Here is a 21,751-nt window from a genome sequence, read left to right on the forward strand (position 1 = left end):
ATGTTCATGAATCCCGACGTCCTTATCATCGGTGGTGGCAGCGCAGGTGTGGCGGCAGCTCTGGCTTCCGCACGCCGGGGCGCCAAGACGCTGCTGGTGGAGCGCCATGGAGTTCTGGGCGGTGCGGGCACGGCCTCGCTGGTGCATTCGTTTTGCGGATTGTATGATCTGCAGCTCACACCAGATGCAGCACCACGGGTGGCAAATCCAGGACTGCCGGTCGAGCTTGAGCGGCAGCTTCTGACCCATGGCATCGCCCATGGCCCGGTGCGCATGGGCAGAGTCGATGTCCTGATGCATCAGCCACAGCGGCTGGCTGTTTTCTTCGATCACTGGTGCCGCAAGGAGCCCAGTCTGGAGGTGATGCTGCACACTGAAGCCATCGGCTGCGTCGTGGATAGCAGTCGCATCGTGGAAGTGACTCTGCAATGCCGTGGCAGTTCATGGAAAGTGCGCCCACGCACACTGGTGGATGCCAGTGGAGATGCCGAACTGGCGGCACTGACCGGCCATGCCTTTGAAATGAGCCCAGCCGATGAACTGCAGCGTCCGGCCTACATCGTCGGCATGGGTGGTGTCGAAGCGTCTGCGCTCACGGGCGATGGTCCGCTGAAAATCGCCGGATGCCTGGCACGTGCCATTCAGGAGAAAAAACTGCCTGCTACAGCCGCCGGAGCTCATTTCCGCGCCAGCCCGGCTTTGCAGGAAGTCTTCCTGACGCTCGATCTTCCCGGCGACTCGTCCGAGCGCCCCTTTGACTCTACTGACCCACGCAGCTTGACCTGGATCGAAATGCAAGGACGTGAAGTCACCTCGGCCATTGTTGATCATCTGAAAGCCAGCATGGAAGGCTTTGCCCAAGCGCGAGTCACCACATTGCCCGTGCGTGCGGGCATCCGTGAGAGCCGCCGGTGGATGGGCGAAGACATCGTGACTGAGGAGGACATCCTGGAAAGCCGCAGCGATGAAACAGCGGTGGCCAATGCCACATGGCCCATCGAACTGCGCGAAACTGCACGCGGCCCACGCCTGCTCTACCCTCGAGAGCCGAAAGCATGCGGCATCCCACTGGGCGCACTGCGAGCGCGTGATCTGAAGAATGTTTTTCTTGCAGGGCGCTGCCTCTCAGCCACCCACCGCGCCCAGGCTAGCACGCGCGTCATGGGCACCGCTCTGGCTACCGGACAGGCCGCCGGAATCGCCGCATCACTGCCGGATCAAGACACCACAGCACTGGCATGGCAGGTGCGCAGTTTTTTGAGCCAATTGGAAACAGCCTCGTGAACATTGTCGATCTCATCTTTGCACGCAGCAATGCCACGCATCCAGCCGTGGTCAGCCCAGAACTGCAACTGACTTACGGCGATCTGCAAACACGCATGAATGCCTATGCGAAGCGCCTGAGCGAAGACGCCAGCTGGCCGCAGAAAGAGCGCCCGCGCATCGGCCTGAACGCGCCCAGCAGTGCGGATTACATCGTTGTAGCGCTGTCTATCCTGCAGCAAAACGCCTGCTTTGTGCCCATTCCGAATGAACTGACGACCGCCGAGCGTGCGCAGCTGGCCAGATCCACGGCGCTGGACGCCATTGTGCATGCGCAAAATGCCGAGGAGTGGCGCATCGAGTCCGTGACACACGAGGCACCTCCGGCCTTTGATGAGGCTGCGCTGGCCGCGCTGAACCCGGCCTTCATCCGCTTCAGCAGCGGCACCACGGGAGCCTCCAAAGGCATTGTCATCTCTCACGAAACGCTGCTGGCCCGCATCACGGCGGCCAACGAGGGATTGCGCATCGGTCCGGACGATCGCGTGCTCTGGGTGCTGCCCATGGCGCACCACTTTGCGGTGTCCATCATTCTCTATCTCTACTACGGAGCCACCACCATCCTCGCACCGGCGAGCGATCCCAAGGTGATGATTGAGATGATGCACGAGCAAACAGCCACGGTCATGTACGGCTCGCCCTACCACTACACGATGCTCTCCGGCCAGCCAGACGCAGCCCGCCTCGGCACTTTGCGGCTGGCGGTTTCCACAGCCTTTGCGCTCACTCAGGAAGTGGCGGATCTCTTTGCCACAAAAACCGGCCTGCACCTCACCCAGGGCATGGGCATCATCGAAGCCGGCCTGCCGATTCTGAACCTGCAGCACGCCAAGGACAAACCAACCTCCATCGGCCAGCCACTGCCAGCCTTTGAAGTCAAGCTGGACGATGGCGAACTGATGCTGCGCGGCCCAGGCATCTTTGACGCCTACCTAACCCCCTGGCAGCCACGCGAGGCGGTGCTGAAAGAAGGCTGGTTTGCCACAGGAGACATTGCCGAAGCGGACGAAGACGGCTGCTACTACCTCCGAGGCCGGGTACGCAGCGTGATCAATGTAGGAGGGCTGAAATGCTTCCCTGAGGAGGTGGAGGCCGTGCTGTGCAGCCATCCCGGAGTCAAGGCTGCACGCGTGTCCGCACGTGCACACCCCGCTCTGGGAGCCATGCCTGCGGCAGACATCATCCCCCAGGATGCAAGCTCACCTCCGCCTGTGGTCGAGCTGAGAAAACTTTGCCAGGAGCGCCTCTCCGCCTACAAAGTGCCGCTGTTTTACACCTTTGTCACCGAACTGCCCCTGACCGCCAGCGGCAAGCTCCGCAGATACTGAATCCACTCATGAGCCAGAATCCACGCATCGCCATTCTCGGAGCAGGCCCCGCCGGGTGCGCACTGGCCGCCATGCTCGCCCGCCAAGATATCCAAGCACTCGTTTATGATGATGAGAAGCGCCCGGAAATGCTCGTGGGCGAGTCACTGATTCCCGGCATCGTCCAGATCCTGCAGCGCATGGGCATCGAGGACAAGGTGGCGGCCATCGCACAGTTCAAACCCGGAGCCAGTTTCATCCATCATCGTGGCACGCAGATGCATTTTGATTTCCGCACGGTGACCGGCCGTCTGCCCCCTTATGCCTACAATGTGCCGCGCCCCACGTTTGACGATGTGATCAAAGACCACGCCAGGGCGCTGGGTGTGCGTTTTGTCAAACATCGCGCCGGGCTGGTGGCACACCCAGGCGGCACTCCAGAGCTGGAACTGGATGCCGCAGCGCTCGCAGCTGGTGGCTATCCAGACGGCTGCAAACCGGATCTGATCATCGACTGCAGCGGACGCTCGCGCACCTCGGCACGACTGCTAGGCATCGGTGCAGAGACAGGACCGCGCAGGGACACGGCGCACTTCGCCCACTTTACCGGCATTGATCATCCTTACCCCGCAGGGCAGATCGTGATCACCTACCACCCTTGGGGCTGGAGCTGGCGCATCCCGCTGCCGGACAGCCTGAGCTTTGGCATGGTGATGCATCCGAAGTCGCTTTCGGAATTCGGAGCCAGTGCTGAAGAACGGCTCGACCAGGTGCTGGCCACAGATCCCACGCTCGCGCCTCTGACCGCCCATCGTAAGCGTGTGAGCGAGGCCTACACCTACACCAATTACCAGCTCATTTCCGACCGCGCTCACGGCCCCGGCTGGGTGTCCGCCGGAGACGCCTTCGGGTTTGTGGACCCCATGCTGTCCCCCGGTGTCTTTCTGGCGCTGGATGCAGCTGAGTCTCTGAATGCCATGTTTGCCCGCCACGGGGAGAAGCTGCTGGATCAGCCGCAAAAACTGCAGCAGGAGCTGGGGCGGTATGAGCAGCGCCAGCGCGGCTGGCATGAGGCCTGGCATGAATTCATCGAGTATTTCTACGATGGCCGCATCGTGGCCTTCTATGAGCGCGGCACCAAGCTCAAGGCAGATCATCCCGGCGCCTTTAGCAACATGATGGAGCGCATGAGCTCCCGGATCCTGGCACTCATGGCCTCCGGTGCGACGACGGCGTCCACCTTCAGCCGGATGTATCTCAAATGCTGCTCCAAATGGCTGCTGATCCCTGGCCGTGCGCAGGATCTGGCTCTGCCCAAACATACCTGACCTAATGCTCTCCCGCCTGCGTTCCTCGGCCACGGCTGCGTATGTGCTGCCGCTGCTGCTCTTCACCCTGATGGGCTCGCTGCCGGGCATGTTCCGCATCAACAACTCGGAGCTGCCCTGGCATGTGCGTGCACCGGAGCACTGGGTGTATCCGCTGCAGACGATCCTCTGTGCCGCCGTGCTGCTCTTCTTCCGCCGTCATTATGCGTTCAAGCCATGGCGCGGCCTGGGGCTTGCCTTCGTGCTGGGTATTGTGAGCATCGCCATCTGGGTGGCTCCTGCGCTGCTGCGTGAATCCCTGATCAGGCACGGCCATGAAGCTGCCTTCTGGTGGCCGTGGCTGGGGCTGGCTGAGCGGCTCAAGGGCTTTGATCCAACCATCGCGCAGGATTCACCGCTGTGGTTCAGCCTCGTGGTGGGCATGCGGTTTGCGCGCATGGTGCTGGTGGTGCCGTTTGTCGAGGAGCTCTTCTGGCGCGGCTTTCTTATGCGCTACTTGATGACAGAAGACGGGCGGTTTGAGCGCGTGGCCTTTGGCATACACCGCTGGAGGGTGTTTTGGATCGTCACCCTGGCGGTGATGCTGATCCATAATAGCGAAGACTACCTGGGCGCCTTCGTCTGGGGCGCTCTGATGTATCTCGTGGCGGTGCGCACCAAGAGCCTGGGAGCCTGCGTGTTCATGCACGCTGTGGGCAACCTAGCCCTAGGCCTTTATGTGATGAAGACCCAACAGTGGGGCTTCTGGTGAGGGATCAATCTTCTTTTTGAGCAGCAATCTGCGCCTCAAGCTCCTTAACACGGGCAAGCAGCTGCGGCAGGCGGTTAATGCCTGCCATACGGCGCTTTTCCTCCCCTGCTGGATTGGCGGGAAATCCCAGATACTTCCCGCCCGCAGGCAAATCACGGGTGACCCCGCAGCGAGCGGCCAGCGTGCTCTGTGACCCCACATGCACATGCCCGGCAATACCCACCTGCGCAGCGATCACCACATAGTCTCCAATGACGGCGCTGCCCGCGATGGCAGTACACGCCACGATGATGCAATGCCTGCCGATCACCACATTGTGACCGATCTGCACGAGGTTGTCGATTTTAGTTCCCTGACCAATCCATGTGCGACCAAAACGCGCGCGGTCCACCGTGCTGCCAGCTCCGATTTCCACGTCGTTGTCGATCTGGACGATGCCTGCCTGACGCACCTTGCGGTGGCGTCCCTGGCTGAATTCATAGCCAAAACCATCGGCACCAACGACCACACCTGAATGCAGAGACACCCTGTCTCCCAAAAGACACTCGGCATGTACCGTGCAGTTGGCATGCAGCTTGGCCCCTTTTCCAATAATGACATTACGCCCGACAAAGCAGCCGGGGCCGATATCAACATCGTCCCCCAGCTCCGCTCCCGCTTCCACCACCGCATTGGCTCCGATGGCTACGTGCCCGGGGTTATACCTGACACCATCCGACACGACGGCCGAGGCATGCACACCGGGGGTAAACGGCTCCGGCTGGAATCCGTAGGTCTCCACAATCTGCTCAAACGAGCGTGAAGGGTCTGCCACGGAAATGCAGGCCACATGCTGCGGCAGCTCCGTCCATCCCAGTGGTACCAGCACGGCGCTGGCCTTGGTATTCACCAGGCGCTCGTTGTAGCGGGAGTCATGAAAGAAGCTCAGGTCTCCTGCAATGGCTTCCTTGAGGGAGGCAAAGCCTGTGATCTGTCCGGCAGGATCGCCACACAGGACTGTCCCCCCAACTAGAGCTGCGAGGTCGGTCAGGGAAATTTTCATAAGGGGCATGGTCTGTGGCGGGTGTTTTGGTTTCCACGCCGGCTTTCACAGACGCATTTTGGTTGGATCTAGCCTCGCTAGCCCTGCAGCGTTTCCACTCGCATCCAGCTGGGCTCTCCACGCACACAATCAAGCTGGCTGATGGCTGTCAGCGCTGCCGTCATGTCGCCAAGACGAGCATCGTGAATCATGAGCACGAGTGAAGTCTCACCGCTGGTGTCTTCCAAGTCTTCAGGCTGGATCATGGAGGAGATGCCGATGCCGCGCTCTCCCAGCACCGTGGCCACCTGGGCCAGAACTCCGGGCACGTCGTCCACAGTCAGCCGCAGGTAGTAGTGGGAAACGGTGTCTTCCACCGGCTTGGATTTGCCATAAAGGCCATGCGGCACGAATCCGCTGTTACGAGCCCCATGCATCAGCACGGCGGCAGCTTCGCAGATGTCGCTGATGACGCTGCTGCTGGTGGGGTCCTGGCCGGCTCCGCGTCCGTAGAACAGGGTTTCCCCCACCACGTCTCCATTCACCAGCACGGCATTGAAGGCACCACTGACGTTTGCCAGCACATGGGAAAGCGGCACCAGCGTGGGCTGGGTGCGCACCTCGACGAGGCCGTTTTCATCCGCTCGAATCACGGAGAGCAGCTTGATCGTGTAGCCCAGGCGCTCGGCAAAGCGGAAATCTGTGATGCTGACACGGTCCACCCCCTCCACATACACCTTGTCCTGCGGGATCCAGAAACCATAGCTCAGGGAGGCCAGGATGATGGCCTTGTGTGCGGCATCCCAGCCGCTTACATCCAGCGTGGGGTCGGCCTCGGCGTAGCCCTTTTCCTGAGCCTCCTGCAATGCGTCCTTGTAGCTCAGCCCGGCCTGGGACATCCGGGTGAGGATATAGTTGCAGGTGCCGTTGATGATACCATGGATGGAGCGGATGTGGTTCCCCACCAGCCCCTCCTGTAGCACCTGGATGATCGGTATGCCCCCGGCGACGGCGGCTTCAAAATAGATCGGCACACCGCACTCTTCGGCCAGGGCAAAGAGCTCCTTGCCGCGCTCTGCCAGCAGGGCCTTGTTCCCCGTCACCACAATCTTTTTGGCGCGCAGTGCGGAAGCCACCATATCATAGGCGGTGATCGTCCCGCCGATGAGCTCCACAATCACCGGGATGGCGGGATCATTGACCAGCTCTTTCCAGTCGGTGGTGAGCATGGCGGCAGGCACCTCCACGTCGCGAGGACGGGAGAGATCACGCACAGCCACCTTTGTGACCCTTAATTCCGCCCCTATGCGCTGACTGATGAGGGAGCGATTCTTTTCCAGATTCTTGAACACTCCAGCCCCCACATTGCCTAAACCGGCCAAACCTATGTTGATGACGCGAGGAGAACTGACGGAGGACATGATGGATGTGGGGCCTGACTTGAAGGGCCGTAGTCATGGCGGTGTTGAGAGAAACTCGCAAGTGGGAAGGATGTTATTGAGAAAGTTACTCAACAATCAACGTCATCGGCTGACTGCTCAAAATCAGGAGACTGCGTCAAGATCGGCACAAGAAATGTCTTGTTTACCCCAGCCCGAATCTGATAGGTTTTTTTCTAATTCGATGTTTATCCGCTCCTTTAGCTACTGGTTCGCGTGCAGCGTGGCTGCAGCCATTGCCGTGGGCGCCAGTGAACCCACCGCAGATCTTACGCTGACAGGTGCCGTCGTGAGCAGCATCGCCCCGGTGCCGGAGCCTAGTCGCGCACTTCTTTTGTTTGCCGGAATCATGGCCATGGCGTTCACCTACCGCCGTGCCTGGCTAAGCTGGAAACGCGCCGCCTGAGACCTCCTCCTCCCGCCTATTCTAGCGAGCCGTTTTGATTCGACGCCTCAGATGCCTTGGCTAGCATCTGTGTCATGAAAGTCCTGGCCATCCTCGTCCTTCTCCTACCCTCGGCACTGCTCGCAGCCGATGCCTCCTTTCCAAAGCATGCGATCGCCACCGTGCACCCGCTGGCCACCCAGGCTGGGATGCAGGCCTTTGAAAAAGGTGGCAATGCCATCGACGCCGCCATAGCGGCCGGACTGACTCTCGGGGTGGTGGATGGGCACAACTCAGGCATTGGTGGCGGCTGCTTTTTCGTCATCCATGCGGCCGACGGCACTGTCACTTGCATCGATGGTCGGGAAATGGCCCCAGCCAAGGCACATCGCGACATGTACATCATCAACGGAAAGCTCGATAATGAGGCCAGTAAAACAGGCTCCCTGGCCTCCGGCATCCCGGGGTACCTCAAGGCCTGCCAGACAGCACAGAGCAAGCACGGCAGGCTCAAGCTCGCGGATGTATTGCTCCCAGCTGCGGAGATCGCTGAAAAAGGCTTCCCGATAGATGAAGTGTACGCACGCAAGCTCGCCGCAACAGCGTCCAAACTCGCCAGGTTCCCCGCCAGCGCTGCGATTTTCCTCAAGGATGGCAAACCGTTGCAAAAGGGCCAGCAGCTCATCCAGACCGACCTGGCCAATACCTACCGCGAAGTGGCCAAAAACGGCATCGGGTGGTTTTACGGCGGAGAGTATGCCCGTAAAACTGCCGAATGGATGCAGGCCAATGGAGGCATCATGACGGTGGAGGACTTCGCCGGCTACAAAGCCCCTGAACGTGCGGCCATCCGCTCCAAATACCGTGGCTATGACCTTATCACCATGCCACCTCCAAGTTCGGGCGGTGTGCATGTGGCGCAGATCCTGAATATTCTGGAGCACTTCCCCATCCGACACTTCCGCGCCAGCAGCCGCGTGCATGTCATCACAGAAGCCATGAAGCTGGCCTTTGCCGACCGTGCTTACTGGCTGGGAGACCCCGACTTTGCTCCGGTGCCGCGTGGTCTGGTGGATCCCGCCTATGCGGCAGAACTGGCGAAGAAAATCGATCTCGACCACACCACCGCCGTGCCCTCCCACAACATGCCTCCGCACTGGGAGGGGGACATCTTTGGCAAGCACACCACCTTTCTATGCACTGCTGACGCCGAGGGCAACTGGGTGGCGCTCAATCAGACGATCAACACCGCCTTTGGCAGCAAAGTCGTCATTCCAGGCACAGGCGTGCTGCTGAATGATGAAATGGACGACTTCGCCGTGCAGCCCGGGGTGCCGAACGCCTTCAAACTCGTCGGTGCTGAGGCAAACGCCGTTGCTCCCGGCAAGCGCCCACTCTCCAGCATGAGCCCCACCATCGTGCTCAAAGATGGCAAACCAGTCATCGTCACCGGAGCCGCCGGCGGCCCCACCATCATCACGCAGGCACTGCTGCTGCTTACACACATCATTGATGACGGCATGCTCCCGGAAGAGGCGCTGGCTCAGCCACGCTTTCACCATCAGTGGAATCCGGATGAACTCAAAATCGAAAAGACTTTTGGTGCCGAGACACTGGCGCAGGTCAGGGCGTTCGGCCACAAACTCGCCGAATCTGAGAGCTTCGGTGCCTGCCAGGCGATCAGCTTTGACGCGGGCAGGCAGCTCTTCTTCCCAGCGCATGATCCGCGTGTACCGGGCAGCGCAGAGGGGAAATGATGATCACTCCTCCCGCAGTTTCCTGCGCAGGGTGGCGCGGTTCATTCGCAGCGCCGCCGCCATGCGCGTAGGTTTGTTGTCAAAGCGCTTGAGCAGCGTCTCCAGCATGGTGGCCTCCACCGTCTCCAGCAGATGGTCGTAGATGGGCATGGTCTCGTCAGCGCCTGTGGTTTTCTGATCCAGCCACGCGGCCAGGCTGCGCTTCATCGTTTCTTCAAGATGACTTGCCTGATCCGGCTTCACCATGCTGGCAGGCAGGTGATGAGGCAGGATGGTGCTGCCTCCGCACACGGCGGCGGCATGGGCCATGGCCGCCTTCAGTTCACGCACATTGCCTGACCAGCTGTGGGCCTTCAGCACGGCCAGAGCCTCGGCGGAAAGCACCTGCTCTCCGAGGAATGCGGCTGCCAGCTGCGGAATGTCTGCTGTGCGATCACACAGTGAGGGCAGGTGAATTTGCAGCACGGCCAGGGCATAAAAGAGATCTTCTCGCAGATGTGGCGCGGCCTCCGTGCTGGCTGCGCTGAAAAGCCGCGCTTTCACCGTACCGGCGTTCAAGCGATGCATGAGTGCAGCCTGCAGCGGCTTGGACCAGGCGCTGATTTCATCGAGAAACAGCACCCCGTCTCCTGCTTTGGCGATGGCCTCATCCAGCGCTGCCTCCACACGGTCTGCCTGCCATTCATCGGCGCGGAATTCGACCATCGGCTTTTCCGCGCGGGCGCTGTGGCGGTGGATCACCTGCCCGGCCAGGCTCTTGCCGCTGCCAGGTGGTCCCTGCAGCAGTACCGGAGCATCGCCGCTGCTTGCCTGGGCGATGATGGCAAACGCACGCTGCATGGGCTCGCTGTTCCCGATCATGGTGGTCTCGGCCCGTGGCAGATTCTTCACCGGGGTGAGCACTTCGCGAATCGCCCGCTGCATGTCAGCCAGGTTCAGCGGCTTGAGGAAATATTCGCGGGCTCCCAGCCGCCGCGCCTCCAGGGCTGTGTCCAGCGTGCCGTGCGCCGTGATGATCATGACCGGTGGCGGTTGAGGCAGCGTCTGGATTTTTTCGAGCACCTTCAGACCACTTATATCAGGCAGCCCCACGTCCAGGATGATGAGCACGTATTCCTGGGCTGTCAGCTTTTCGATGCCCCCCTGCCCGGAAGCTGCCACCACCGGCGTGGCCTCACAGCGGCGCACCACGGTGGAGAGAGCGGCGGCCAGGGCGTATTCGTCTTCGATGATGAGGATGGCGGAATTCATGCGGGAAGTAAGGGGAGCGTCACGGTGATATGCGCCCCGCCCTTGGGGTCATTTTGAAAAAGGATCGTCCCACCATGCGCAGCAATGATGCCGGACACAATATTGAGCCCCACCCCCATGCCTCCTTCTTTTTCGGTGAAAAAGAGCTCTGTGCCACGGGCCAGCGCTTCATCCGAGAAACCGGAGCCCGCATCGGCAAACAGCAGTTCCAGCTTTTCGCCTGTCTTCCGTCCCTGAAGCCTCAGCAGGCCGCCATGCGGCATGGCCTGGATGGCATTGATGATCAGATTCCGCACCGCCTGCGCCAGCCGCTGCGCATCTCCCATGATCCATGCCGGACTGGGCAGATCCATGTGCACCTCCACTCCGGCGTGCCGGGCCTGCGCCTCCGTGTTTCTAACCACGCCTTGGATGCACTCCGTCGCATCCAGCTTCACCAGCCGCGGCGGCAGAGGATTCGCCAGATGAAGCCACTGGTTCACCAAACCTGAGATCACCTCGGATTCATTCTCGATGATCTTGACCGCCTGCTGATCCTCCTCGTTCTGCGGCGTCATGAGCTGTGCGTGCAGCTGGATCGAGGCCAGCGGGTTTTTGATGTCATGCGCCAGACTGGTGGCCACACGCCCCAGCATGGCCAGGCGTTCCGATTGGGCTCTTTTGAGCCTTTCCCGCACCAGCAGCCAGCCGATCAAGCCCGACACCAGCCAGAAGGCGAGAAAGGCATTCCGCGTGGCGGGATCGCGCAATGACAGAGACGAGGCAGGCGTGTCCCTGGAAAAGCGCATGTAGTGATTTTTATCGAGCTCCACGACCACCGACTGCTGGTGGTCGTTCGTGTCTTCGACCAGGCCGCTCTGAATATCAGACTGAATCAATTCATCCACCGCAGGAAGCATGAGGGTGCGGTCCAGGAACACAATGCGCATTCCCAGCAGCTCCTCCAGGCTCCTGGCCAGCTTCTCACTACGAGGCAGGTTCATGTGCCGCACAGACTCGGCGTCGGCCTTCGCAAGGGCGAGAAACAGGCGGTTCGACTCTTCGCGCTCGCGCTGGCGCAGCCACGCCAGCAGCAGCAGGGATCCTGCTATAATAAAGGCGAGGAAGCCGAGGCCCAGGCTGAGGCGGAGCTTGTGAGGAGAGGCGGACACTGCCTACGGTTCAGGCAGAGGAGCGCTTTTATCAATCGGCTTGTCTTCCCAGATCGCCTCCTTGGTCGCAGGATCGTAGGTCAGAACCCGGCTCTTGCTGCCGGGCACGGGTCCCTTGTCTATCTTCGGCAGCCACCTGGCCAGCTCGGCTTTTTTACCGACGTAGCGCGCATCCTTGGCGAGGTTGGTCCATTCGTTGGGGTCGCCTTTCAGGTCGTAAAGCTCCTCGCTGCCATCGGCGTAGCGGATGTAGCGCCAGTCCTTGGCACGAATGGCATGGTTGCCCTGATTGTGGGTTGTGATGGCTGGCCACTCGCGCGGTGCAGAGGCGTCCTGCAACTGCGGCACCAGGCTGTGGCCTTCAAGATCCTTGCGGGCAGGCATTTTGGAAAGTGCCAGCAACGAGGGGAAAATATCGAGCAGTTCCACAGGGCTTTCGCACACCTGTCCGGCCTTGATGCCCGGCCCGGCGAAGATGAGAGGCACGCGTGTGCTGCGCTCCCACAGAGTGTTTTTCCCGGTCATGAGTTTTTCCCCCAAATGCCAGCCGTGATCTCCCCAGAGAACAATGATGGTGTTTTCTGCACGACCTGTCTCTTTGAGCGCCTGCATCAGGCGGCCCACCTGACTGTCCATGAAGCTGACACAGGCCAGATAGGCGCGGACCAGAGGACGCCACTCGTTGTATTTCCGCAGCGTGCTCAGGCGTGGCTCTGGCAGTTTCCAGTGCAGAAAATCGGCAAACTTTGGCAGGTCATCGCGGTCATCTTCCTTTACCGGCGGCATCTTCAGGGTGGCATCTGGATAGAGATCAAACCACTTTTGTGATGCAAAGCATGGCACATGCGGCAGGCGAAAACCTGCGGCTACAAAGAACGGTTTGTCCGCAGGCGCGCGCTTCAGTGCATCGATGGCGGAGTCGGCGATCTTCCAGTCGGCATTGTCCTCATCCTTTTCAGGAAATACGCCCCAATCCATGGCGGGATGACGATCCGGTCCGGGAAGATTGGCGATAGGCGTCTTCGGCTTGGGCATGGGGCCGCGATTCCCCCATTCAGTGAACTCCGCCTTCTGATCTCCCCCACGCATGGAGCCATCGTGGTAGATTTTGCCGCTGTTGAAGGTGTAATAACCCGCCTGGGTGAAGGTCTGCGGCAGAGTCACGTGCTGCTTGGTCTGCTCCACCTCACGAATGCCTGGAGCCAAGCCATAAATGCCTGTGCTGGACGGACGCAGTCCGGTGAGAAGCGAACTGCGGGATGGATTGCATAGGGGTGCCTGGCAATGCGCACTGGCAAACAGCGTACCGCTTTTGGCCAGGGCATCGATCGCCGGTGTCTTGACCTGTGGGTGTCCTCCCATGCACCCAATCCAGTCGTTTTGGTCATCGATGGCGATGAAGAGCACATTGGGCCGCGAATCTGCGGCATGAAGGATCGGCAGGGAAAAAAGGAGTGCGGTAAAGATTCGTAGCAACTTCATGGCTGGGCCAACAAAACGGAGCCCACACCGATGAAATAGCAGCGGAAAGCAGAGGCAAAGAAATACCCTATCCTGATTCAGGATGCCACCTTCGGCACCAGATGCTCGGCCGCCTTGGCAGCCTCTGCACGCAGCTCTGGATTGAGGTTCTTCTGCTCAAACTCGCGGCACCAGCCTTTGATCTCCAACTCGTTGAAAATTTTGCCGATCACGCGGCGCAGCAGTCCTTTCAGGTTGGGCAGTTCCACCTCCTGCAGCGAACGGATGGCAGCCTCCTTGTAGCTTTCCAGCAACGTCATGGCCTTTTCATGCGCGCCGCTGTCCATCGCCCATTCGCGGATCGTGGCGTTGTCAGGCTTCGTCTTGGCGGCTCCATTCCAGAGCGCCTCCATCTGGTCTTTGACCTCGCCCTTGCCCTTCTCTCGCAGGAGGGAGAGCACAATGCTCGGACGCATGTTCCATTCATTGCCTGCGGCGGAATCCTCTCCCAGATCATCCAGGTCATCGCGGATCTGGTAGGCGATGCCGAGATTCTCGCTGTAAGTGTGCAATGCGTCGGCGCATTCATCCAGACGGCCTGCGAGCGCAGCCCCCACCTTGAGGGCCACCTCAAAGGCAGGCGCGGTTTTGCTGCGAAAGATTTCCAGCACCTGCGTGCTGCTGAGGGCCACGGGGTGGCGCGTCCAGAGCAGTTCGGCACCCTGGCCAATGCAAAGTTCCCGCTGCCCCTCGGCGGCCACCAGGATGGCAGCGCTGCGGACATGGGCTGCAGCATCATTGTCGGCAAGCAGGCGATAGCCCTCGCCGATGAGAAGGTCGCCGATGTTGAGCGCCACAGGCACGCCGTGCTCGGTGTGCAGGGTTGTTTCGCCATAGCGTTCGGCGTCTCCGTCCTCGATGTCGTCATGCACAAGCGAGGCCTTGTGGAAAATTTCGACGGCAATGGCAGCTTTTTTGACGGTGTCTGAAATCGGGCCTTCCGGATCCTCACGCAGTGCCTGGTAGGCAGCTACGGTCAGGAAGGGGCGCCAGCGCTTGCCCGCACGGGCCAGCCACTCGCGGGCAATGTCATCGCTATGGCCGCGTGATGGCCCCATGAGCGCATTGAGAGACTCCACGGTGAACCAGGTTTTCACCTCGTCATGCAGCGCATTCAGATTGAGACGGCGTGTTTTGTCATCGCTCGTCAGGTGAATGTAATCCCAGACCCAGTCGATATCCACGAGGGTGTCAATGCAGTCATCCTGCAGCAGGGGCACAGCTACGGCGGGGATGGCTGCGGCCTCCACATAGGGGAAGGTGCGCTCCAGCACCGGCAGGCAGGAGATGCCCACGATGGCCTCGATCTTGCCAGTCTGGATCAGAGACATGACGATGGCGCTGCCCTCGGCCACCAGCACGGCGTAACCAAGCTTTTCTGCTTCGTTCTGGAAGTCCTGGATGGAGCAGAGGCCGCACTGCTTGCAGAGCAGGCCAAATTCATCAAAGGGCGCCGGACACTTGCTCTCCACACGGAGGCACTTGGGCATGAGCAGCAGGCGCTTCTCAAACGGCACGGTGGCCAGGGATTCCCGCCACGTTTCGTTGGCCAGCAGCACACCCACATAGTCACGATGAATTTTGTCGATGGCGTGGATGGTCAGGATTTTGTCTGTGTGCTCCTGCAGATCTGCGAGCGGCACCGGGGGCACGAGCTTCTGCTCCTCGGCGTAGGCACGCACCCAACCCAAGATCTGATCCCGGTCCTGCTTCGTCTGCGGGATGTTCTTTTTGGGCTGACGGATACGGCGGTTCAGGCCAGGGATGGGCGGCGGCAGGGCGGCAGAACGGACGACGGCAGACATGAGAAAATAATACGAAGTGTGGCGGTGGGCCTGAGAAGAGAACTAAGCGCTTTAACCGTACAGGAAGGGCTTGGTCTTGCGGATATTGCGATGAATTGTGCGAATCTTGCGCTGCTAGAGCAATCAAGTGGAGTGGGAAGGACCTTGTCGGCAGATCAAACCAGAGTCAGACCACTGTGCCTTTCCCTCCCTTGGATGATCCTTTCTTGGGGGAGGTTTCGGGCAGGCCCTCATCCTGGAGAATCGTATCCTGCGGCAGAGGCTCGGAGCCTTCCTCACCTTTGGGCTCGGGCTCGGCAAAGGGGGTGGATTTCTGGTAAAGCTTGAGCCGGCCGTCGAACTCATCCTTGAGCTTTTTGCGCTCCTCTTCGGAGAGGTCTTTGTCCTCGTTGAAAAGCGTGATGCAGCGCTTTTGCCACAGCTCCGCCTCCTTGAATTCGCCATTGCGAGCCAGTGCCGCGGCCATGGTGTCGATCATTTCATACGGCTGCTCGTCGCTCTGCACCACTTCGGCCACGAGTTTGAGCGCACGGCGGGCCAGCAGCACGGCGTTCTCACCATTGTGCATGTTGTCCTCAGGGCAGGTGGCCAGGAACCAAGCCAGGTTGTTCGAAGCCCAGGGATCCTCCGAACGTGCAGCCCGGCGGTACCAAGCTCCCGCACGGCGGAAATCCACCGGCACGCCCTGGCCGGTGTAATAGAGATTGGCGAGGCGCGTCATGGCGGGCACAAAGTCCTGCTGGGCTGCCTTTAGGTACCACAGGGCAGCTTTGGCAGTGCTCTTGGTCACACCATCACCACGCTCCAGCTTGGAGGCATACGCCGTCTGCGAAGGCGGATTCCCCTGATCAGCGGCTTTCTTGAACCACTCGGTGGCCTTGGCGGTGTCTTTCTTCACGCCTTTTCCTTCCTCATAGAGCGCAGCCAGGCTGTGCTGGGAAAGCGCAAATCCCATGTCAGCCGCTGAGCGGTACCATTCAGCAGCCTTGGAGAGGTCTTTCTTCACGCCCACGCCATCTTCATAGAGGGTGGCCAGCACATGCTGAGCACGCAGATGCTTCTGCTTGGCGGCCTTTTCGAGGTTCTTCACCCCCTGTTCCAGATTCTTCTTCACCCCTTCGCCGGTGATCATGCGCAGCCCCAGCTCAAACTGAGCATCGGCATCGCCACGGTCAGCCCATTCGCGCAGTTCTTTTTCATCTCCACCCTGCCCCTGCTGCGCGTGTACGACCAGAACAGGAGACATCAAAACGGAAAAAAGCCCGGCTAGGAGAATGGGAAGGGACGCGCGCTTCATATGGGAAAAGAGATTACGTCCGGCAGAAGCCGTCTCAACCATCAAAATGCAGGGGCGCAGCAAATTGGCGGAGCCCCTAGTTCCCCCAAGCTACGAGACCCTCCTTTATCCTAGGGGCAGAAAATTCACCTCCTCTGTCAAGCAGTATATCTTGGTCCGCCGTTTTGACAAAACCCCTCTCCCATGCGTGAATAATACCGCAGCCGAAGCTGCCGCTCCTTCCAGAGCGGTGGCGCGGGGGACCCAAAAACCCTGAGTCGAAAGACCCAGGGCGGGGCGAAGGAAGGTGGGCAACCACCGACCAGTCCACTTCCAAGGACCAGTCCGACAGCTAACCTCGCAGGCGACATTGGAAGGGCGATCCTATGCCCGGCGCGAGTGCTCCGGGACCATGGTCTCCCCAGAACCACCGCACCCGCGTGTGGACGGGAAACCGTCCTCACTCCCCGGGGGCACCGAGAACCATACCCATGAACTGCCACAAAGGACCGGTCTCCGAGACTGAGAGCCTGGCCCATCCCTCCTTCTGGTGCGCACCAGCGCTGCCAGTATTCACCCCTCTGCACTGGCTCAATGTCATCTACCAGGCGGACCTCAGCACAGAGGAAAACAACGATGATCACCTCATGGACGCCGACTCAGAAGAATGCGCCCGCCTCCGCCACGCCTCATGAACCCGATAGAAACCCAATCTCCCACTCCCGACACTCCCATGACTCATCAACACTTCCGCGCCCCCTGGGGCCGCACCCTGCTCATTGTCTCCATGTTCATCACGCTGCTTATGGGTGGCGTGGCATGCATGCTTCTCCTTGGCCGCCAGCTGCCAGATTTCATCAGCCTGCCTGTGCGGGCTGATGGATTCGGTATCGTGACATCTGCCGTGCTTCTCATTCCACTGGGTGCCCTGCCATTTGTCATTCGCGGCTACGTCCTGACCAAAGACGGCATCCTCATCCGACGCCTGTGGTGGAACACCGTGCTGCCCTTTGCCGACATGCTCTCCGTGGAGGTGGAGCCGCACGCTCTGAGCCACAGCTTCCGCACCTGCGGAAACGGCGGCCTCTACTCTTTCACAGGCTTTTACTGGAACAGGCAGCTTGGGCACTTTCGCGCCTACGTCACGGACCTGAATCGCACGGTGGTCGTGCGCCTGAGAAACCGCACCGCCGTGCTCTCTCCTGACGATCCAGAGGCCTTCGTACGCGCTGTCAGCGACCGCCTCCACGCCTGATACTGAACACCGTCACCAATGCTTTATCCAAATCAGAAACTCTTTTTGCAATCATCATGAACACTCTTCTTCATTTCGCCATCGAGCACTGGCTCATCACGCTCTCAGTCCTGGGAGTGCTAGTGCTCTACTTTGTCTCATGCGTTTACATCCCTGAGAGCAAAGTCGGCGTCGTGGTCAAACGCTTTGCGTTCAAGAACCTGCCTCCAGGAGAAATCATCGCCCTCAATGGCGAGGCTGGCTACCAGGCCGACACCCTGGCCCCGGGCCTGCACTTTGGCTTCTGGATCGTGCAGTACCACATCGAGAAAGTGCCCATGGTCCGCGTCCCGCAGGGAGAGCTGGCTCTTATCGTGGCCAAAACCGGAGCCGCCATTCCGCCAGGCCGCATCCTGGCCCGCACTGTCGTGTGTGACCACTTTCAGGACGCCCGCGCCTTCCTCAAAAATGGCGGTGAAAAGGGCCGCCAGCTGGGCGTCATCACCGCAGGCTCCTACCGCATCAATCCAGCGCTCTTCACTGTCATCACCTCGGAAAGCGCTCCCCAGCATGGGCTGGACCCGCGCCTGCTGCGCATCCAGCATGTAGACCCTGATCTCGTCGGCATTGTGACCACTCTCGACGGCATTCCCATCGAGGCCAATGAGATCGCTGGCCCCGTGGTGACCGGGCATGACAACTTCCAGAATTCGCAAGCCTTTCTGGACGCAGGCGGCTGCCGCGGCCTGCAGGAGCAGGTGCTGCTCAGCGGCCAGTGGAACATCAACCCGTGGTTTGCCCAGATCGAGCAGGTGCCCATGTTTGAGATTCCCATCGGCCATGTCGGTGTGGTCATTTCCTACGTCGGCAAGGCGCACCTGGACATCAGTGGTCCGGAATTCAAGCACGGCGACCTCGTGGATGTGGGCCACAAAGGCGTGTGGGGCAAGCCTCTGCTGCCCGGCAAGCACCCCATTAATACACGCATCATGCGCGTGGAGCTGGTGCCCACCACCAACATCGTGCTGAACTGGGCCACCCGCACCGAGGCCCACCACTTTGACGCCAAGCTCAGCAGCATCACCGTGCGCTCACGCGATGGCTTTGCCTTCAATCTCGACGTGTCGCAGATCATTCATATCGGCGCCAACGAAGCCCCCAAGGTCATCAGCCGCGCGGGCTCGCTGCAGAACCTCATCGACCACGTGCTGCAGCCCATCGTTGGCAACTACTTCCGCAACTCCGCACAGGACTACACCGTGCTGGACTTCCTGAGCGCGCGCAGCCAGCGGCAGGGCGAAGCCGCCAGCCACATCGAGGCGGCGCTGCGCGAGTATGACGTGGAGGGAATCGACACGCTCATCGGCGACATCACACCGCCGGAATCCCTGATGAAAACCCAGACCGACCGCAAGCTGGCGGAGGAAAGCCGCAAAACCTACGAGATGCAGGAAGCCGCCGAAAAGCAGCGCCAGCAGCTCGTGCGCCAGACCTCCCTCGCCGACATCCAGAACCAGGTGGTCAGCGCGGAGCAGGGGGTCAACATTGCTGAACTGCACGCCACCGCCTCCGTGAAAAAGAGCGAGGGCGAGGCCGCCTCCACACGCCTGCGCGCCAGCGGTGAGGCCGAGGCCATCCGCGCCACCGGCCAGGCTAAGGCCGATGCCTATCAAGCCGGCGTCAACGCGCTCGGCCCTGATGTTTACGGCATGCTGCAAGCCTTCCAGATCATCGCGGAAAAAAATCTCCGCGTAGTACCTGACGTGCTGGTGAATAGCGGCCAGAACACCAGCGGCGTGCTCGATGCCCTCATGGGCATGCTGACCAAACAGCGCGCGTCCCTGCCCGGCGCGAACTGATCGTGGTTTGCTCTCGGCGGATGGTGGCAGCACCATCCGCCTTTTTATTTCTCCTGCACCGAACGATTCTGAATACCAGCGTTCGCTTTTGCGCCTGGGTGTGATAACACCAGAGCCGCATGAAAAAGCTCTCTGCCCTCGCTTTGTTTCTCGCCTGCGGTCTCTCGCTCCTGCTTCTCTCTTCCTGCAGCGATGCCTTCTACATCACACCGGAGATGACTTTTGCGTATGACGACTTTGGGCCCGAGCCCATGGCCACCCGCCTGCTTGGCCCCAGGGGGAAGGACACGCAGGTCGTCACTCGCTTTGCATCCACCCGCATCACGCCCCCGACCGAAGGTCCGGACATCCGCTTTGTAAACATGGAGCAGGCCATGTACTACCTGCGTCGAAATGTGCGCAAGCTGCCCAAAACCGGAGAGGGCTCCGACCTGCGTCAACGCCTCTCGCGCACGTACGCCCGGCTTTATTACATCTACTCCGCCAAGCGCAACTCCATGCTTGCAGCCCCCTTCTCCAGTTACGGACGCGGCGGCATCAACAAAGCCCAGCTCATGCCCCCGATGCCCCCCACAATCTGAGCGCGGCGCATTTGACAACTCCGCCACCGCCAGCCACACTCCGTCTCACGCACCGCCAACCGCGAGTCGCGGGTGTAGTTCAATGGTAGAACACGAGCTTCCCAAGCTTGATACGTGGGTTCGATTCCCATCACCCGCTCCAAGATTCCGCTCGTCGCCAGGCTTCCGGGATCCATCGAGTTCTCAAGCCGTCATGCGCGCCATCACTTCATGCTCCACCGGCTTGCACGAGCGGTAGCCTTCGCCGTGCTCGGGCAGCTCTGCAAGGAAGGCTGCACGAGCATCAGCACTTTGAAAATCGAGCCCGATCAGCGCACGTCCGATGCGCTCGCCAGACTGGCGATAGTTGAAGTAACAGAGACTGGCGCGGTCACGGATGAGGCGGGAGAGGAAGTCGTGCAACGCACCGGAACGTTCATAAAAATCCAGCCGCAGAAACACCGGATGCGCCAGCAGATCGCCTCGGAGGGGGATGGCACGGAAGGCCACATCCACAGCGCCGGTCATATCTTCCCAGACATAGCCACCTGCATCAAGTCGTGCAGGCAACGCGGCCAGCTTTTCGACACTGTCAGACGTCACGGAGAAAACCGGCCAAGCCTCGTCCGGACGATGCAGGCCGTACTGGAAATCGGCGATATTGAGCCCCTCGAAACACGAATCCAGCAGCGCGAGCATGGCGCCGGGCCGCTCAGGGATGCGCACACGCAGGGCTCGCGAAACCGCATTGCCGGAGCCCTCCGACTGCGCGATGAGACCGAGCTGAAGGAAGTCGATGTTGGCCCCAGTGATGACAATGAGCACTTTTTTCCCTACCATGGCTGCACGATTTTTCAGCACAGCAGCCAGCCCCATGGCACCAGATGGCTCCGAGACACAGCGCAGCGTCTCCCATAGTACGCGGATGGCTGCGCTGACCTCGGCATTGGTGACAGTTTCCACGCGGTCAAACGTCTGCTGGCAGATGGCAAAGGGCAGCGCCCCGGCTTTGCGCACGGCGGTGCCATCACAGAAGATGTCCACGTCATGCAGCTCCACGGGCTTTTCTGCAGCGAGCGCGGCTTTCATGGAAGCCTGTCCCACGCCTTCCACACCGATGATCTCGATGCCCGGCCAATAAGTCTCCAGCCAGCAGGACACAGCCGAGGCCATGCCACCGCCGCCGATCTGCAGAAACGCGGCATCAAAGGGGCCATGCCCGGAGAGCACCACCTCGTCCGCCAGAGTCCCCTGCCCAGCCATGACCTTGAGGTTATCGTACGCATGCACGTAGGTGGCGCCGCTCGTGCGTTCGTCTTCACGCGCCGATTGCACGGCTTCATCATAGCTGTCTCCGGCCAGTACGATGCGGACAAATTCGCCACCATGATGCAGCACGGCGTTTTGCTTCACCCGGGGTGTGGAGCGCGGCATGTAGATGCGCGCATGAATGCCGAGCGTACGCGCCGCCAGCGCCACACCCTGTGCGTGATTTCCAGCAGAGGCGGTGACGACGCCACACGTGCGCTGTTCCGGCGTGAGCTCCGTCATGGCATTGCATGCACCGCGCCATTTGTAGCATTTCACGGGGGATAGATCCTCGCGCTTCACCCAGATCTCAGGCCCGGGCTCGGCACCGGGCAGGATGAGCCGTTCCATCGGCGTGGGCTGACCAAAGCGATACACGCGCTCTCGCGCAAAGAGGATTTCCTGACGCAGGCGGCGGTCGAGAGGCAGATTGTCGCGTTCCATTCGTGGCAGGATACATCCCCGCCGCCCGTGG

At 60.5% G+C, this 21,751-nt stretch carries 18 protein-coding genes, 1 tRNA gene and 1 riboswitch; of the genes, 11 read left to right on the top strand and 8 right to left on the bottom strand.

Translation table 11 applies throughout. From position 1 onward, the window contains the following. The first annotated feature begins 6 nt into the window (after positions 1-6). Genes HNQ65_RS14160 through HNQ65_RS14175 form a run of 4 tightly spaced genes read left to right on the top strand, consistent with a single transcriptional unit; the run spans position 7 to position 4,709 of the window. Positions 7-1,284 (top strand): FAD-dependent oxidoreductase, encoded by a 1,278-nt coding sequence (locus HNQ65_RS14160; RefSeq protein ID WP_184340201.1) that lies wholly within the window; start codon positions 7-9, stop codon positions 1,282-1,284. Next, a complete protein-coding gene (locus HNQ65_RS14165; RefSeq protein ID WP_184340202.1) occupies positions 1,281-2,651 on the top strand; it encodes an AMP-binding protein in 1,371 nt (456 codons plus the stop codon). The genes HNQ65_RS14160 and HNQ65_RS14165 overlap by 4 nt, the downstream gene beginning before the upstream one ends. Positions 2,652-2,659: 8 nt before the next feature. Further along, entirely contained in the window at positions 2,660-3,958 is a 1,299-nt protein-coding gene (locus tag HNQ65_RS14170) for an NAD(P)/FAD-dependent oxidoreductase (RefSeq protein ID WP_184340203.1), read from the top strand. A 4-nt stretch (positions 3,959-3,962) separates the two neighbouring features. Next, positions 3,963-4,709, top strand: a complete 747-nt coding sequence (locus HNQ65_RS14175) for a CAAX prenyl protease-related protein (protein ID WP_184340204.1) — start codon at positions 3,963-3,965, stop codon at positions 4,707-4,709. A gap of 4 nt (positions 4,710-4,713) precedes the next feature. Here HNQ65_RS14175 and lpxD read toward each other — a convergent pair whose 3' ends face one another. Together lpxD and HNQ65_RS14185 are read right to left on the bottom strand one after the other, a co-directional pair. After that, positions 4,714-5,751 carry a UDP-3-O-(3-hydroxymyristoyl)glucosamine N-acyltransferase gene (gene lpxD, locus HNQ65_RS14180; RefSeq protein WP_184340205.1) on the bottom strand — a complete coding sequence of 346 codons (1,038 nt, stop codon included), beginning with the start codon at positions 5,749-5,751 and terminating at the stop codon, positions 4,714-4,716. Between the two features lie 77 nt (positions 5,752-5,828). Next, on the bottom strand, positions 5,829-7,151 hold the full coding sequence (locus tag HNQ65_RS14185; RefSeq protein WP_184340206.1) for a homoserine dehydrogenase: 1,323 nt from the start codon (positions 7,149-7,151) through the stop codon (positions 5,829-5,831). A 202-nt stretch (positions 7,152-7,353) separates the two neighbouring features. Here HNQ65_RS14185 and HNQ65_RS14190 point away from each other — a divergent pair, with 202 nt between their 5' ends. Further along, complete coding sequence (locus HNQ65_RS14190) at positions 7,354-7,575, top strand: PEP-CTERM sorting domain-containing protein (protein ID WP_184340207.1); 222 nt, start codon at positions 7,354-7,356, stop codon at positions 7,573-7,575. 74 nt (positions 7,576-7,649) lie between these two features. Next, the gene (gene ggt / locus HNQ65_RS14195) at positions 7,650-9,311 is read left to right on the top strand and encodes a gamma-glutamyltransferase (RefSeq protein WP_184340208.1); all 1,662 of its coding nucleotides are present in this window, start codon (positions 7,650-7,652) and stop codon (positions 9,309-9,311) included. A gap of 3 nt (positions 9,312-9,314) precedes the next feature. Here the strand turns inward: ggt and HNQ65_RS14200 are convergent, their stop codons facing one another. The 5 genes from HNQ65_RS14200 to HNQ65_RS14220 form a co-directional block, all read right to left on the bottom strand. Next, positions 9,315-10,562, bottom strand: a complete 1,248-nt coding sequence (locus HNQ65_RS14200; RefSeq protein WP_184340209.1) for a sigma-54-dependent transcriptional regulator — start codon at positions 10,560-10,562, stop codon at positions 9,315-9,317. Then, positions 10,559-11,713 (bottom strand): ATP-binding protein, encoded by a 1,155-nt coding sequence (locus HNQ65_RS26990; RefSeq protein ID WP_184340210.1) that lies wholly within the window; start codon positions 11,711-11,713, stop codon positions 10,559-10,561. The genes HNQ65_RS14200 and HNQ65_RS26990 overlap by 4 nt, the downstream gene beginning before the upstream one ends. A 3-nt stretch (positions 11,714-11,716) precedes the next feature. Beyond that, on the bottom strand, positions 11,717-13,195 hold the full coding sequence (locus tag HNQ65_RS14210) for a sulfatase (RefSeq protein ID WP_184340211.1): 1,479 nt from the start codon (positions 13,193-13,195) through the stop codon (positions 11,717-11,719). Between the two features lie 77 nt (positions 13,196-13,272). Beyond that, positions 13,273-15,039, bottom strand: a complete 1,767-nt coding sequence (locus HNQ65_RS14215) for a polyprenyl synthetase family protein (protein ID WP_184340212.1) — start codon at positions 15,037-15,039, stop codon at positions 13,273-13,275. Between the two features lie 166 nt (positions 15,040-15,205). Next, entirely contained in the window at positions 15,206-16,336 is a 1,131-nt protein-coding gene (locus tag HNQ65_RS14220) for a tetratricopeptide repeat protein (RefSeq protein WP_184340213.1), read from the bottom strand. A 191-nt stretch (positions 16,337-16,527) separates the two neighbouring features. Then, a riboswitch (cyclic di-AMP (ydaO/yuaA leader) is annotated at positions 16,528-16,697 on the top strand. Positions 16,698-16,806: 109 nt separating this feature from the next. On the opposite strand from HNQ65_RS14220, the gene HNQ65_RS14225 reads away from it, so the two are divergent. From HNQ65_RS14225 to HNQ65_RS14245, 5 genes are all read left to right on the top strand, one after another. After that, positions 16,807-17,010: a hypothetical protein gene (locus HNQ65_RS14225; RefSeq protein WP_184340214.1), complete on the top strand. Its 204-nt coding sequence runs from the start codon at positions 16,807-16,809 to the stop codon at positions 17,008-17,010. A gap of 38 nt (positions 17,011-17,048) precedes the next feature. Continuing rightward, entirely contained in the window at positions 17,049-17,570 is a 522-nt protein-coding gene (locus HNQ65_RS14230; protein WP_184340215.1) for a PH domain-containing protein, read from the top strand. A gap of 56 nt (positions 17,571-17,626) precedes the next feature. Continuing rightward, positions 17,627-19,408 carry an SPFH domain-containing protein gene (locus HNQ65_RS14235; RefSeq protein WP_184340216.1) on the top strand — a complete coding sequence of 594 codons (1,782 nt, stop codon included), beginning with the start codon at positions 17,627-17,629 and terminating at the stop codon, positions 19,406-19,408. Positions 19,409-19,527: 119 nt separating this feature from the next. Beyond that, positions 19,528-19,989 carry a hypothetical protein gene (locus HNQ65_RS14240; protein ID WP_184340217.1) on the top strand — a complete coding sequence of 154 codons (462 nt, stop codon included), beginning with the start codon at positions 19,528-19,530 and terminating at the stop codon, positions 19,987-19,989. Positions 19,990-20,057: 68 nt separating this feature from the next. After that, positions 20,058-20,131, top strand: a tRNA-Gly gene (locus HNQ65_RS14245). A 41-nt stretch (positions 20,132-20,172) separates the two neighbouring features. Here the strand turns inward: HNQ65_RS14245 and HNQ65_RS14250 are convergent. Then, complete coding sequence (locus HNQ65_RS14250) at positions 20,173-21,720, bottom strand: pyridoxal-phosphate dependent enzyme (protein ID WP_184340218.1); 1,548 nt, start codon at positions 21,718-21,720, stop codon at positions 20,173-20,175. Positions 21,721-21,751: the final 31 nt, after the last annotated feature.

It is taken from the genome of Prosthecobacter vanneervenii (genome assembly GCF_014203095.1).
In the GTDB taxonomy this organism is placed as follows: Bacteria; Verrucomicrobiota; Verrucomicrobiia; order Verrucomicrobiales; family Verrucomicrobiaceae; genus Prosthecobacter; species Prosthecobacter vanneervenii.